We start from the raw sequence: 13525 nt of genomic DNA on the forward strand, positions 1-13525 counted from the left end.
GAGTCCAACAATGACCACCGCATACCAGTTCCTCAGCGCCTGGATCACCAGCCGTATCGATGACGAGCGTGGCGCGAGCCTCGTGGAGTACGCGCTCCTCGTCGCCCTCATCGCCGTCGTGTGCATCGCTGCCGTGACCGCTCTCGGTGAGTCCGCTTCCTCGAAGTTCTCGGAAGTCGATTCGTCGCTCGGCTAAGGCCTCTGACGCGGCTTCCGCCGTGTGAGGACGCAGAAACCCCCGAGCCGAGAGGCTCGGGGGTTTCTCACTCTTTCGGCTAGAACCGGGGCACGATGTCCGGCCCACCGATCGAGCAGCTGATCGAGCCCCGTCGCCGCCAGGTCGGCACGGGCCACGTTCGCCGTCTGCTGCCGTTTCGCGAGCGGCGCATGGTCGGCCCGTTCATCTTCGCCGACCTGATCGGACCGACGACGTCGCCGCCGGGTGCCGGTATGGACATCGACGCCCACCCCCACATCGGACTCTCGACCGTGAGCTATCTGTTCTCGGGGGGTCTCGTCCATCGTGACTCCACCGGTGCCGTCCAAACGATCGAACCCGGTGCGGTCAACTGGATGACGGCGGGAGCGGGCATCACCCACACGGAACGATCGACTCCCGAGGGCCGGACGGCCGCATCGGAGATGCACGGACTGCAGACCTGGGTGGCGCTGCCCGACGACGCGGCCGACGGTCCGCCGGGCTTCGAGCACCAGGGCGCGGACACGATCCCGGGTCTCGAACGCGATGGCGCGTCGATCCGGTTGGCCGCCGGCACGGGCTACGGGCTCGAGTCGCCGGTCACCGTCTCCTCGCCGCTCGTACTCGCCGAGATCCGCCTCGAGCACGCGGCGGTGCCCGTCGACGACGCTCACCCCGAGCGGGCGGTGCTGGCGGTCGAGGGCGAGTTGCTGATCGACGGTCGTCCCATCGCCGAGGGCAACCTCGCGGTGATCGGCCGAGGCGAATCCGCCACCGTGTCGGGCACCGGCCGGGCGATGCTCATCGGCGGCGAACCGGTCGGCAAGAGGTTCATCTGGTGGAACTTCGTACACGCCGATCGCGACCGGATCGAACAGGCGAAGGACGACTGGACCAACCAGCGTTTCCCGAAAGTGCCGGACGATCACGATCCCTGGGTTCCGCTACCGGAGTGAGCCTCAAGCTCTGCCGGGCCGGGTGAGCGCGAGGGCGTCCTCGAGGGTGAAGCGACCCTCGTGCAGCGCCGCGCCGATGATCGCGCCCTCGAGCCCGTTGTCGAGCAGTCCCAAGAGGGCGCGGAGGTCGGCGAGCCCGGCGACACCGCCCGAGGCGACGACCGGCCGGTCGGTGGCGGCGCAGACCGCGCGCAGGAGATCGAGGTTGGGGCCCCGGAGCATCCCGTCCTCGTCGACATCGGTCACGACGTAGCGAGCGCAGCCCTCGGCATCGAGCCGGGCGATCACGTCGAAGAGATCACCGACGGCCCGCGCCGAACCCCGCCCGGTCAGGATGCGACCGCGGACGTCGAGCGCAACCGCGATGAGGTCGCCGTGGTCGGCGATCGTCTTGGCACACCAATCCGGTTGCTCGAGCGCCGCCGTCGCGAGGTTGACCCGACGACACCGGGTGGACAGCGCCGCGGCCAGCGATTCGTCGTCGCGGATCCCGCCGCTCAGCTGCACGTCGACGTCGAGACGGCCGACGATCTCCGCGAGCAGAGCCCGGTTGTCGCCCCGCCCGAACGCCTGGTCGAGATCGAACAGGTGGACCCACTCAGCGCCGCGCCGCTGCCAGTTCAGGGCCGCCACGCCAGGGTCACCGAACGCCGTCGCCGACCCCTCGGCCGCCTGCACGAGCCGCACCGCCTGCCTGTCCTGCACGTCGACCGCCGGCAACAGTTCGAGATGGTCCGCCACCGCCAGACCGTAGTGGCGGCCGCCACTCGTGCTCGGAGAAAGGCCGAGGAGAACGGAGAACCCCCGAACCGAGGTTCGGGGGTGTCCGACGAAATCCGAATCGTGCGCGAGGGGGGACTTGAACCCCCACACCCTTACGGGCACAGGCACCTGAAGCCTGCGCGTCTGCCAATTCCGCCACTCGCGCGTGGCCGTACACCGAAGTGAACGTGTGACGAGGCTAGCGCGCCCGTCGCAGGTTTCGACCGCGTTTGCGGGGTGCCCGCTTCGCGATTCTCGCGCAGCGCTAGCCTCCACGGCGTGGGTCTGCGATCAGTGGAACGACGCCTCGAGCGTTTTGTCGAAGGCACGGTCGGACGGTTCTTCCGCGGCGGTGTGCGCCCGGTCGAGATCGGCCACCGCATCGCCCGCGAGATGGCCGACTCCCGCAGTGTCGGCGTCAAGGGCCAACCCGTGGTGGCCAACCACTTCTCGGTGCGCCTCGCCGCGTCGGATCTCGAACGCTTCGCCGAGGTGAAGGACTCGCTCATCCGCGAGCTGTGCGACGCCACCCGCGAACACGCCCGCGAAGAGGGCTGGACGTTCATGGGCCCGGTGCAGATCGAGATCGAGGGCGACGAGGCCCTGCGAGGAGGAGCGGTCAACGTCACCGGACGGATGAAGGAGGCCGACGGCGGCGTCGGCGTGTTGCACCTCCCCACCGGGCAACCGGTGGTCCTCGGCGAGTTCATCGTCACGATGGGACGGTTGGCCGAGTGCACGATCTCGTTCGACGACCCCAACATCAGCCGCGAACACGCTCAGATCCGGCCGGAGGGTGACGGCTTCATTCTCACCGACAACGGCTCCACCAACGGCACGCTCGTGAACGGCGTGGCCATCACCTCGCACCGTCTGGTCGACGGCGACCGTATCGATCTCGGCGCCACCACCATGGAGTTCCGCGCCGGCTGACCCCGGCGGGAACGCGTCCCGTCCGGCCGCGTCACTTCTGACGTGGCCGACAGCGTTAGTCTCGGCGGACCGTGTCGGACCAGCTCTTCATCGTCCTTCGGGTGTGCCTTCTTGCCCTCGTCTACCTCGTCTTCCTGCGCGTCCTGCGGGCCGTCTGGGTCGAGCTCCGAGCCGAGTCGTCCATCCCCGTGGGTGCCGCCGCGCCCACCGCGTCGCCGCGACCTCGTCCGGCGGCTGCGCCGACGCCGCCCCGGTCAGGATCCACGATGGTCTCCACCGACGCATCCCGGCTCATGGTGATCGCTCCGGCCGGCTTGGCCGGACGCAGCTTCACGCTCGCCGGCGAGACCACCATCGGACGTGGTGCCGGCTGTGGCGTGTCGATCGACGACGCCCACGTGTCGAAGCTGCACGCCCGCCTGTGGCCCAGCGACGGCGGCTGGTTGCTCGAGGACCTGGGGTCGACCAACGGCACGCAGCTCGACGGCACGCTGCTCACTGCACCCGCCCCGCTCGGTGTGGGCAGTCGCATCACGATCGGCGAGATCGTGTTGGAGCTCGCATGATCGAGTTCCGTTGGGGTACCGCCACCGACGTCGGGCGGGTCCGATCCGCCAATCAGGATCAGCTCCTCACCGTCGACCCCGTGTTCGTCGTCGCCGACGGCATGGGCGGTCACAACGGCGGCGAGGTGGCCGCCGCGATCGCGGTCGACGAGATGGCGAAGGTCGGCGTGGTCAGAACGCTCGACGAGCTGAGCGAGGCCGTTCAGGTCGCCAACCGCGAGATCGTCGACCGCTCGAAACTCGAACCCGGGCTGCGGGGAATGGGCACGACGCTGGTGGCGCTCGTCGGAATGACCACGGGCGACGTGTCGCGGCTGGGTGTGGCCAACGTCGGTGATTCGCGGCTGTATCTGCGTGGCGCCGACGAGTTGGTGCAGGTCACCGAGGACCACACGCTCGTCGAGGCGCTGGTGCGCGACGGCCGCCTCACCGCAGAAGAGGCACTCGATCATCCCCAGCGCAACATCGTCACCCGTGCGCTCGGCATCGACGACAAGGTGCTCGTCGACACGTGGGAGCTGGCCCCGGTCGCCGGCGATCGCTACCTGCTCTGCAGCGACGGCCTGTTCAACGAGCTGACGCCCGCGGAGATCCTGGCGATGCTGCGCGACATCGACGATCCGTCCGAAGCCGCCGTGTCGCTGGTCAACGGTGCCTGCGACGCCGGGGGCCGCGACAACGTCACGGTCGTCATCGTCGATGTCGTCGAGATCGACCGGGACGACGACGCGGCAGGCACGACGGTCGACGACGTACCCGCCGACCGGGTCGTCTCGACCCGCAAGGCGGTGCCCGACAGCGTGCTGCGCGTCGACCCACCGGTCGCCACCGGCCCGAACGACCCGCATCCCGACGAGATCCTGGTCGATCGCCGCAGCAGTTCGTCCTTCTTCACCTGGCGGCTCGGTCTCTTCGTCGCCACGGTGCTGTTGGTGCTCGGCATCCTCGCGTCATCGGTTGTCGCCTACGCCCGTTCGGCCTACTTCGTCGGCATCGACGGCGAAACGGTGGTGATCTACCGCGGCCGGCCCGACGGCGTCCTGTGGTTCGACCCCACGCTCGAGGAGCCGCTCACCCTGACGGTCTCCGAACTCGATTCCGACGATCTCGACGATGTCGCCGGCGGCGTCGAGTTCGACACGCTCGACGAGGCGCGGGCCTATGCCGACGTGCTGCTCGAGCGGGCTGCGACCGACGACCCGTGACCGCCACCGCGCGCCGGCCCGCCGTGCGCCCCCAGATCGCGGCAGTCCGGCCCCGCCGCGTCGAACTCGGTCTGATCGCGCTGATCGCGATCGTCGTGGTGTCGGCTTACGGTCTGGCCAGCCTCGGCGAATCCGCGTCGGTGCCCGCCGACATCGGACCGTTCCTCGCGTGGATGCTCGGCCTGTTCTTCTTCGTGCACCTCGCCGTCCGCCGGTTCGCGGCGGCCGCCGACCCGGTGCTGCTGCCGATGGCGTTGCTGCTCAACGGCATCGGCTACGTGATGATCGCCCGCCTCGGCGAGGACGTCGGCGGCGGCCTCGCCGGTCTCCAGTCGGTCTGGACCGCAGTCGGCATCGCTGCGTTCGTCGCCACCCTGATCCTGGTCCCCCGGGTTCGGGAGCTGGCGCAGTACCGGTACCTGTTGGGTGTCGGCGGTCTGGTGTTGCTCGCGCTCCCGCTCCTGCCGATCGGTGTGGAGATCCGTGGCGCCCGAATCTGGGTGAGCATCGGGCCGGTCAACTTCCAGCCCGGCGAATTCGCGAAGATCGCACTCGCGCTCTTCTTCGCGTCCTATCTCGTCGACGCCCACGAGCTCATCAAGAACCGAATCGAGTTGCGCGATCTCGCCCCGATCGGCGCGGCATGGGCTGCGTCGGTCGGTGTGATGGTCCTCGAGCGTGACCTGGGGTCCTCGATGCTCGTGTTCGCCCTCTTCGTCGTCATGATGTGGGTGGCAACCGAACGCACATTGTTCGTAGGGCTCGGCGTCGCGCTTTTCGCAGCGGCCGGTGTCGTCGCCTTCCAGCTGTTCGCCCACGTGGAACGGCGAATCGACGCCTGGCTCGACCCGTGGGCCGACCCCCAGGACACCGGGTTCCAGATCATCCAGGCCACCTACTCGATGGCGGAGGGTGGTCTCACCGGAACCGGCCTGGGACGAGGAGAGCCCGATCGCGTACCGGTCGCGGAGAGCGATTTCATCTTCTCGGCCATCGGTGAGGAGCTCGGCCTCGCCGGGACGACTGCGATCCTGATGGCGTTCCTGATCGTGATCGGTTCGGGTCTGCGGATCGCCATCCGGGCGACCCGGCCCTTCGAGAAGCTGCTCGCCGTCGGCCTCACCACGCTGCTCGGATTCCAGGCCTTCATCATCATGGGTGGCGTGGTTCGCCTCGTCCCGTTGACCGGCGTGACGCTGCCGTTCGTCTCCTACGGCGGCTCGGCGTTGGTGTCGAACTACATCGTCCTGGCCCTCTTGATGCGGCTCTCCCACGAGCAACGTGTCGTGTCGCCGTCGTCCTCGGGAACGTCGCGATGAACCGCCGCATCCGCAATCTCGGCGCCGCGTTCATCGTGATGTACGCGGTGCTGTTCGCCCAACTCAACCGGGTGCAGTTCGTGCAGGCCGACGACTACAAGACGCACGAGGGCAACGTGCGGCCGCAGCTGCGGGCGTTCGGTCAGGAGCGCGGCGACATCGTGACCGCCGACGGTGTCGTCGCCGCGTTCTCGGTGCCGGTCGAGGCGGGAGAGATCGAGTTCCGGCGGGACTACCCGACCGGCGACCGCTACGCCCACATCGTCGGCTACCAGTCGTTCAACCAGGGCGCCTTCGGGCTCGAACGGCAGTACAACGACCAGCTGGCCGGGGCCCGGCTCGACCAGCAGTTCGACTCGCTGAAGGATCTCTTCGTCGATCGTGACACCACCGGCACCGTGGTGATGACCCTGCGCGACGACATCCAACAGGCGGCGGCGGCCGCCCTCGGCGAGCGCAACGGTTCCGTCGTCGCCGTGGACCCCCGCACCGGCGAGGTACTCGCCATGTGGACGTATCCGAGCTTCGACCCCAACCTGCTCTCCGGGCTCGACGGACCCGCCGTCAACGCCGCGTACCAGACGCTGCTGAACGACCCCGAGAATCCGTTGTTGGCCAAGTCGTTCCGCGAAGTCTTCTTCCCCGGTTCGACGTTCAAGGTGGTGACCGCGGCCAGTGCGCTCGAGTCCGGTGACATCACCCTCACCGAGCCGGTCTGGCCCGACAGCTCCGGCTATGAGCCGCTGCCCGCCGGATCCCTGATCCGCAACTTCGGTGGTTCGACCTGCGGCGGCGACCTGATGCTGGCACTCCAACGGTCCTGCAACGCGACCTTCGCCGAGATCGGGGCCGAGTGGCTCGGTCCCGACGCGATGATCCGCACGGCCGAGAACTTCGGTTTCAACGCCGACCCGGTCATCGATCTGCCCGACGCCGCCCGGTCACAGTTCCCGACCGACTACGGCGCCTACATCGCCGACCTCGACGCCTACCAGCCCGAGGGAAGCCCTCCGCTGATCAACGGCGACACCCCGATCCACGAGAACTCCGCGATCCTCGCCCAGGCCGCCATCGGGCAGAACGACGTCAAGGCCACCCCCTTGCAGATGGCCATAGTGGCCGCCGCGATCGCCAACGACGGCCTGATGATGAGGCCGCACGTGGTCGCCGAGGTGCAGTCGGCCGACGGTGACGTCTACGACACCGTCGAGCCGTCGCTGTGGCGCGTCGCCATGTCCCCGGGTGTGGCGAGCGAGCTCCAGCGGGCGATGGTCAACGTGGCCGAGAACGGAACCGCCGGGGGGATGCAGGTGGGTGGGCTCACCGTGGGCGGCAAGACCGGCACCGCCCAGCTCGGCACCACTCCGGCCAGTTCCCACGCCTGGGTGGTCGGTTTCGCGGGCCCGCCGGGCATGCCGGCCGAGATCGCGGTGGCCGTTCTGGTCGAGGCCCAGCCCGGCGCCAGCGAACAGACCGGCGGCACCGTGGCCGCCCCGATCGCCCAGGCCGTGTTCGAGGCCGCCTTCGCCGCGTCGGGCAACTGACGCCGTGTTCGACCCCATCCGCCCTGCGCACGGGACCTGCACCGATCCCGTGCCACTGCACAGTTAGAATCTCTCGTCATGTCCGATCAGGGCCCCACCGTCTTCAACGGACGCTACGAACTGCTGCGCCACATCGCCCGTGGCGGGATGGCCGACGTCTATCTCGCCCGCGATGAGCTGCTCGACCGGGAGGTCGCGCTCAAGGTGCTCTTCCCGGAGTTCGCCAACGATCCCAACTTCGTCGAGCGATTCCGGCGCGAGGCCCAGGCCGCCGCCAACCTGAACCACCCCAACATCGTGGGCATCTACGACTGGGGTCAGGAGCGCGGCACCTACTACATCGTGATGGAACACGTGTCGGGCCGCAGCATGTCCGACGTGCTGCGTTCCACCGGTCCGTTGCAGCCCGACCGGGCCGCGGAGATCGCCGCCGACGTGGCCGCCGCGTTGTCCACCGCACACCAGGCCGGCCTGGTGCATCGCGACGTCAAGCTCGGCAACATCCTCGTGTCCGACGGCGGCAACGTGAAGGTGGCCGACTTCGGCATCGCCACCGCGCTGGCCGGCGGCACCGACGCGGGTCTCACCCAGCACGGGTCCGTGATGGGCACCGCCACCTACTTCTCGCCCGAGCAGGCGCAGGGCAAGCAGGTCGACGGGCGCAGCGACCTCTACTCCCTCGGTGTGGTGCTCTACGAGATGCTGGCCGGAGTGCCGCCGTTCCAGGCCGAGACACCGATCGCCGTCGCCTACAAGCACGTGCAGGAGAAGCCCGAAACGCTGATCGAACGCGGCGTCCCGGTGGCCAAGTCGCTCAACGCGATCACCATGAAGCTGCTGGCCAAGAACCCGGCCAACCGCTATCCCACCGCCGAGGACCTCCGCAACGACCTGCGTCGCTACCTGTCGGGCGCCCACCAGGTACCCGGCGCCGCTGCGGCAGCAGCAGCCGCCGCCGGAGCCGGAGCCGCCGGAGCCGCAGCTGCGGCGCCCGCGCCCGACTCGGCCCCGGTCGATGCCACCACGGTCGTGCCCACCACCCCGGCCGCGAGTCCCACGGTCGACGCCACGATGATCGGGGCCCCGGCGGCCCAGCCCGGCGCGGGACTCGATCCTGCGGCGGCCGCGGCCCAATACGCCCAGGGCGGCTACTACTACGACGACGAGCCGGCCGGCGATGACGACTGGAAACGCACCGCCGCGCTGTTGGTCGGTCTCGGCGTGCTGATCTTCATCCTGGGATTCCTCACCATCGCCTTCGGCCGTCAACTCGGCCTCTTCGGTGACGATGGGGGCGACGCGGGCGAGGAGGTCGTCGACAAGGTCGATGTGCCCAATCTCGAAGGAATGACGGCCCTCGAGGCCGAGGCGGCCCTACGCGAGCTCGGCCTCGTGCCCACCCAGACCGAGCAACGCAACGACAGCGTCGACGCCGGCATCGTCTTCGGCCAGTTGCCCCCGGCCGGGCAGAAGCTCGACCCGGGTGAGTCGGTCGAGATCGTCGTGAGCACCGGCAGGGCCCTCACGGTGCCGTCGGTCGTGGGGAGATCGCAGGAGGACGCCACACGAATACTGAACGAGGCCGGTTACACGGTCGATCCCCGCGACGAGTCCAACGTGCAGGACGTCGGCACGGTCGTCAGCCAGACGCCGACGGCGGGCACCGAACTCGATCTCGATCAGCCGGTCATCATCAACGTCTCGACGGGGCCGGCCCAGGTCGTGGTGCCGGATCTGAAGGGCAAGTCGGTCCCGCAGGCCGTGCGCGAGCTCCAGGAACTGGGGTTCGTCGTCGCGGACGACACCATCGAGGAGCCGTCCGACTCGATCACTGCCGGCAACGTCACCCGCACCGACCCGGCGGCCAACAGCATCGAGGCCGACGGGTCGATCATCACGCTCTACACCTCGTCGGGCGTGGAGCAGATCGCCGTGCCGCGAGTGATCGGACTGTTCTACGACACCGCCGAGTCCACCCTGCGCAGCCTGGGCCTCGAGCCGGTGGTCGAGTTCCGCCAGGTGCCGTTCGGTGATCCCCAGGTCGGTCTCGTGATCGAACAGAGCCCCGCCAACTTCACCGAGGTCGACAAGGGCACCGAAGTGGTGATCGTCGTCGGGGAAGCGGCGCCGGAACCCACCACGACCACGACGACCACGACGACGACGACGACCGAGCCGCCCGACGACGAGTGACGCTCAGGCTCGGGCGGTCGAGCTGCAGCGGGCCAGGAAGTTCGCCAGCAGGTCGTGGCCCGACGCGGTGAGCACGGATTCGGGGTGGAACTGCACGCCTTCCACGTCGAGCTCGCGATGACGCAGGCCCATGATGAGGCCGTCGTCGGATTCGGCGGTGATCTCGAGGCAGTCGGGCAGCGACGCCCGATCGACGATCAGTGAGTGGTAGCGGGTGGCCTCGAGTGGGTTGGGGAGACCGGCGAACACGCCGACGTCGTGGTGGCGGATGAACGACGTCTTGCCGTGCATGACCTCGGGAGCCCGGATCACCTCGCCGCCGTAGACCTGGCCCATGGCCTGCATACCGAGGCACACACCGAAGATCGGCAGCGTGCCCGAGAGTTCCTCGAGCACCGGGATGGACACGCCGGAGTCGTCGGGCGTGCCGGGGCCGGGCGAGATGAGGATGCCGTCGGGATCGAGCTCGCGGATGCCGTCGAGGTCGATCTCGTCGTGGCGGTAGACCACCGGCGTGGCACCGAGCTCGCCGAGATACTGCACGAGGATGTAGACGAACGAGTCGTAGTTGTCGATCACCAGGATCGTCGGCGAGTTACTCACGCCGGGGAACCTACCGCCGTTCTGGTCCGTGAGCCGACTGCTTTCGGGGCCGCCGACGGACCAGAACGAGAGCGGCGGCACCGAGGCCGATGGCGAGCACCGGGTAAAGGAAGAAGGCGACGTCGCCCGCCATGCTCCCTTCGCAGTAGCGCGGCATCCCCGGCGCGTGCTCGTAGTGCGTTGCGACACAGGCGACCTCGCTGGCGGCGGTGCCGATGCTCGCGACCAGCGACCACCCGACGAGCACGTAGACCGCGGCCCAGAAGCTCACCTCTCCGACCGTCACGGGTCGGATGGTGGGTCAGTCCTCGGTGGCGGCGTTGTCGGGCTTCACGGCCGCGACGAGTCCGGCCAGTTCGCTCTGCTGCGCCCGTTCGGCCTCGACTCGGTTCTTCTCGCCGGTCTCGATGGCGCCGAGGACATGGATGGCGATGTCGGCCACCCGGACCTCGTCCTCTTCCTTGCCCGCGGCCTTCACGCCGTCGTCCATCATCACGTAGCAGAACGGACACGCCGTCGCGACCTGGGTGGCACCGGTGGCGACGAGCTCCCGGGCTCGGACGTCGTTGACCTTCTCGCCAACGGACTCCTCCATCCACATGCGGGCGCCGCCGGCGCCACAGCACATCCCCTTGGTGCCGTTGCGTTCGGCTTCGACGATCTCGATGCCGCCGAGCTTGCCCAGCACCTTGCGAGGGGCCATGTAGACGTCGTTGTGGCGGCCCAGGTAGCAGCTGTCGTGGTAGACGACGCGCTCCTCGAGTTCGGCACCGTCGAGATCGAGGCGGCCCTGGTCGACCAGCCATTCGAGGAACTGCGAGTGGTGCACGACCTCGTAGTGACCGCCGAGCTGGGGGTATTCGTTGGCCAGCGTGTTGAAGCAGTGCGGACACTGGGTGACGATCTTCTTCACGCCCATGTTGTTGAGCGTCTCGATGTTCTGGCTCGCCAGCATCTGGAACAGGTACTCGTTGCCGGAGCGACGGGCGGAATCGCCCGTGCAGCTCTCGGCCGGACCGAGGATGGCGAAGTCGACGTCGGCGCGCTGCATGAGCTTCGCCATGGCCTGGGTGACCTTCTTGTTCTTGTCGTCGAACGATCCGGCGCAGCCGACCCAGTAGAGATACTCGGCCTCGATGGGGTCGGAACCGTCGATGACGTTGATGCCCTCGACGCCAGTGGTCCAGTCGGCTCGCTCGCTCTGGCTGATGCCCCACGGGTTGGCGGAGTTCTCCATCGAGCGGAACGCGGTGCCCAGTTCGCTCGGGAAGTCGGACTCCATCAGCGTGAGGTAGCGCCGCATGTCGAGGATCTTGTCGAGGATCTCGATGTTGACCGGGCAGATCTCGTCGCAGGCCTTGCACGTCGTGCAGGCCCAGAGCTCTTCCTGGGTGACTCGATCGAACATCCAGTTGGCGGGCACGGTGATGTCGTCGTCGACGCCGATGGGGGGCGACACCGCAGGGTCGCCGGTGCGGGCCATGACCTCGCCGGTCTTGAGCACGATCTCACGCGGATCGAGGGACTTGCCGGTGGCGTGGGCCGGGCAGACCGAGGTGCAACGGCCGCACATGGTGCAGGCATCGGTGTCGAGCAACTGCTTCCAGGTGAAGTCCTCGATGACCGAGGCACCGAAGGTCTCGAGCTCGGTGTCGCCCGAGACGAGGTCGGGCATCGGCTTCATGGCGCCCTTCGGGCGGTCCTTGTCGGAGAGATACATGTTGAGCGGCGAGGTGAACATGTGGCGCAGCATCGTCGTGGGCAGGATCACGAGGAAGGCGATGAAGCTGAGGACGTGGGCGATCCACCAGGCCTGATGCCAGCCGGCGACGTTGTCCCATCCGTCGACGAGCGTGGCCAGCGGGTAGCCGACGAAGCTCCACTTCTCGAACTCGGGCAGCTCACCCGCGGCGCGACCCTGCTCGGCGATGCGGAACATCTCGGCGCCGAAACCGGTGACGGCGATGGCGAAGAACACGCCGAGGATCACCGCATGTTCGGGCTTGCTCTTGACGCGGATGCGGTAGGGCCGCCAGTTCCACGGGCCGTAGCGGCGCACGATCGCCCACACGATGCCGATGAGGAAGATGAGTCCCGCCGCGTCGCCGACCGCCGCGTAGCCCCGGTAGACGTCGCCGTGGAGGAACTTGGCGCCCTCCGGCAGCTGGTGGTTGACCTCGAGCGTGGTGGTGACCGCGAGCAGGATCAGGAACCCGAAGTAGATGAACGAGTGCATGATGCCGGCGCCCGGCTCGCGCAGCAGGGTCTGCATGTAGACGCCCGAGCGGAAACTCTTGGCCCGCTTCGGCGCGTTCTTCAGGGTGGTACGGCGGTTGTCGGGACGGCCCCGTTCCCAGTTCTTCACCCGCATGGCGAACATGTAGGCGCCGTAGACCAGCAGCAGCGGAATGACGGTGTAGAAGGCCAGCTTGATGCCGGTGGGGATGTTGTCGAACACCTCGCGCTGGACCGCACTGTCGTCGTGCCAGTTGGTGAGGCTCGGGACGACACCGGAGATCGCCGTGAAGAGGGCGATTCCGACACCGAGAGCGATGACGAGGTGATGGGGCTTGAGGCGCGAATTCATGGCGAGGCAAAGATACCTCTCTCTCCGAAGCCGTCGCGCATCCAGCGGAATCGGTGACCGTACGGTTCATCTCGGCGAAACAATGGCGAAATCCTCGGCTGGCACGGTGTTCGCCATGGACATCACGCTCATCCGATGGCCTGCCGAGGCCGATCGTCTTCCCGAACTTCGCGACGCTCGAGTGCCCCGCTTGCTGCTGGTGGATCGCGGCGCGCCGCCGCCGGTCGTCGAGGACGACTACGAGGACTGGATTCGGGTGCCGGCGCCCGAGGAGGACCTTCGAGCCCGGGTCGAGGGCCTCTCGCGCCGCGCCACCGCGGCCGGCGAAGGAACACCGGAGATCGACGAGTACGGGGTGGTGCGCTTCAACGGCGCGCACACCGCCGTGCCGCCGGTCGAGGCTCGGCTGGCCGAGCTGCTCATCGGGCGCTTCGGCGCCGTCGTCGGACGCCCCGAACTCTCCGAAGCGGGATGGCCCGGCGGCCATGCGAGCCGCAACGCACTCGACGTCCACGTATTGCGGCTACGGCGTCGTCTGGCCGAGGCCGGACTGTCGATTCGCACCGTTCGCGCCCGCGGCTACCTGCTGGAGCCGTCGCCCGCCTGCGCCGCGGTCTGAAACATTCGCGTCACATTCGTGACGCACTGCGGCAACGCG

13 protein-coding genes and 1 tRNA gene are annotated in these 13525 nt (G+C 68.4%); 9 read left to right on the forward strand and 5 right to left on the reverse strand.

Translation table 11 applies throughout. From position 1 onward, the window contains the following. Window positions 1-196 (forward strand): Flp family type IVb pilin (locus tag RIB98_17165; protein MEQ8842715.1); only part of this gene is annotated, 196 nt, incomplete at its 5' end. Window positions 197-291: 95 nt separating this feature from the next. Beyond that, the gene (locus RIB98_17170; GenBank protein MEQ8842716.1) at window positions 292-1155 is read left to right on the forward strand and encodes a pirin family protein; all 864 of its coding nucleotides are present in this window, start codon (window positions 292-294) and stop codon (window positions 1153-1155) included. Window positions 1156-1158: 3 nt separating this feature from the next. Here RIB98_17170 and priA read toward each other — a convergent pair whose 3' ends face one another. Further along, window positions 1159-1896, reverse strand: coding sequence for a bifunctional 1-(5-phosphoribosyl)-5-((5-phosphoribosylamino)methylideneamino)imidazole-4-carboxamide isomerase/phosphoribosylanthranilate isomerase PriA (gene priA, locus RIB98_17175; protein ID MEQ8842717.1), 738 nt, complete (start codon window positions 1894-1896; stop codon window positions 1159-1161). A 103-nt stretch (window positions 1897-1999) separates the two neighbouring features. Next, window positions 2000-2083: transfer RNA gene (locus RIB98_17180), tRNA-Leu, on the reverse strand. 113 nt (window positions 2084-2196) lie between these two features. Between RIB98_17180 and RIB98_17185 the strand changes: the two genes are divergently transcribed. The 6 genes from RIB98_17185 to pknB all read left to right on the forward strand — a co-directional run bounded on the left by RIB98_17185 (window position 2197) and on the right by pknB (window position 9677). Further along, entirely contained in the window at window positions 2197-2850 is a 654-nt protein-coding gene (locus RIB98_17185; GenBank protein ID MEQ8842718.1) for a DUF3662 and FHA domain-containing protein, read from the forward strand. 71 nt (window positions 2851-2921) lie between these two features. After that, complete coding sequence (locus RIB98_17190; GenBank protein ID MEQ8842719.1) at window positions 2922-3416, forward strand: FHA domain-containing protein; 495 nt, start codon at window positions 2922-2924, stop codon at window positions 3414-3416. Beyond that, entirely contained in the window at window positions 3413-4621 is a 1209-nt protein-coding gene (locus RIB98_17195; GenBank protein ID MEQ8842720.1) for a protein phosphatase 2C domain-containing protein, read from the forward strand. Before RIB98_17190 ends, RIB98_17195 begins: the two co-directional genes overlap by 4 nt. Continuing rightward, window positions 4618-5940 carry an FtsW/RodA/SpoVE family cell cycle protein gene (locus tag RIB98_17200; GenBank protein MEQ8842721.1) on the forward strand — a complete coding sequence of 441 codons (1323 nt, stop codon included), beginning with the start codon at window positions 4618-4620 and terminating at the stop codon, window positions 5938-5940. Before RIB98_17195 ends, RIB98_17200 begins: the two co-directional genes overlap by 4 nt. Next, window positions 5937-7484 carry a penicillin-binding protein 2 gene (locus RIB98_17205; GenBank protein MEQ8842722.1) on the forward strand — a complete coding sequence of 516 codons (1548 nt, stop codon included), beginning with the start codon at window positions 5937-5939 and terminating at the stop codon, window positions 7482-7484. Before RIB98_17200 ends, RIB98_17205 begins: the two co-directional genes overlap by 4 nt. 78 nt (window positions 7485-7562) lie before the next feature. Further along, window positions 7563-9677 carry a Stk1 family PASTA domain-containing Ser/Thr kinase gene (gene pknB, locus RIB98_17210; GenBank protein MEQ8842723.1) on the forward strand — a complete coding sequence of 705 codons (2115 nt, stop codon included), beginning with the start codon at window positions 7563-7565 and terminating at the stop codon, window positions 9675-9677. Between the two features lie 3 nt (window positions 9678-9680). Here the strand turns inward: pknB and RIB98_17215 are convergent, their stop codons facing one another. Genes RIB98_17215 through RIB98_17225 form a run of 3 tightly spaced genes read right to left on the reverse strand, consistent with a single transcriptional unit; the run spans window position 9681 to window position 12867 of the window. Then, window positions 9681-10280, reverse strand: a complete 600-nt coding sequence (locus RIB98_17215; protein ID MEQ8842724.1) for an aminodeoxychorismate/anthranilate synthase component II — start codon at window positions 10278-10280, stop codon at window positions 9681-9683. Between the two features lie 10 nt (window positions 10281-10290). Further along, on the reverse strand, window positions 10291-10566 hold the full coding sequence (locus RIB98_17220) for a hypothetical protein (protein MEQ8842725.1): 276 nt from the start codon (window positions 10564-10566) through the stop codon (window positions 10291-10293). Between the two features lie 15 nt (window positions 10567-10581). Next, window positions 10582-12867 (reverse strand): 4Fe-4S dicluster domain-containing protein, encoded by a 2286-nt coding sequence (locus RIB98_17225; GenBank protein MEQ8842726.1) that lies wholly within the window; start codon window positions 12865-12867, stop codon window positions 10582-10584. Window positions 12868-12982: 115 nt separating this feature from the next. On the opposite strand from RIB98_17225, the gene RIB98_17230 reads away from it, so the two are divergent. Beyond that, on the forward strand, window positions 12983-13486 hold the full coding sequence (locus tag RIB98_17230) for a winged helix-turn-helix domain-containing protein (protein ID MEQ8842727.1): 504 nt from the start codon (window positions 12983-12985) through the stop codon (window positions 13484-13486). Window positions 13487-13525: the final 39 nt, after the last annotated feature.

This window comes from Acidimicrobiales bacterium (assembly GCA_040219515.1).
Lineage (GTDB): Bacteria > Actinomycetota > Acidimicrobiia > Acidimicrobiales > Aldehydirespiratoraceae > JAJRXC01.

Excerpts from the sequence above, each read along its gene's own strand:
- RIB98_17205 (MEQ8842722.1), top strand. The coding sequence starts at position 5,937 with ATGAACCGCCGCATCCGCAATCTCGGCGCCGCGTTCATCGTGATGTAC.
- RIB98_17195 (MEQ8842720.1), top strand. The coding sequence starts at position 3,413 with ATGATCGAGTTCCGTTGGGGTACCGCCACCGACGTCGGGCGGGTCCGA.
- RIB98_17230 (MEQ8842727.1), top strand. The coding sequence starts at position 12,983 with ATGGACATCACGCTCATCCGATGGCCTGCCGAGGCCGATCGTCTTCCC.
- RIB98_17225 (MEQ8842726.1), bottom strand. The coding sequence starts at position 12,867 with ATGAATTCGCGCCTCAAGCCCCATCACCTCGTCATCGCTCTCGGTGTC.
- pknB (MEQ8842723.1), top strand. The coding sequence starts at position 7,563 with ATGTCCGATCAGGGCCCCACCGTCTTCAACGGACGCTACGAACTGCTG.
- RIB98_17170 (MEQ8842716.1), top strand. The coding sequence starts at position 292 with ATGTCCGGCCCACCGATCGAGCAGCTGATCGAGCCCCGTCGCCGCCAG.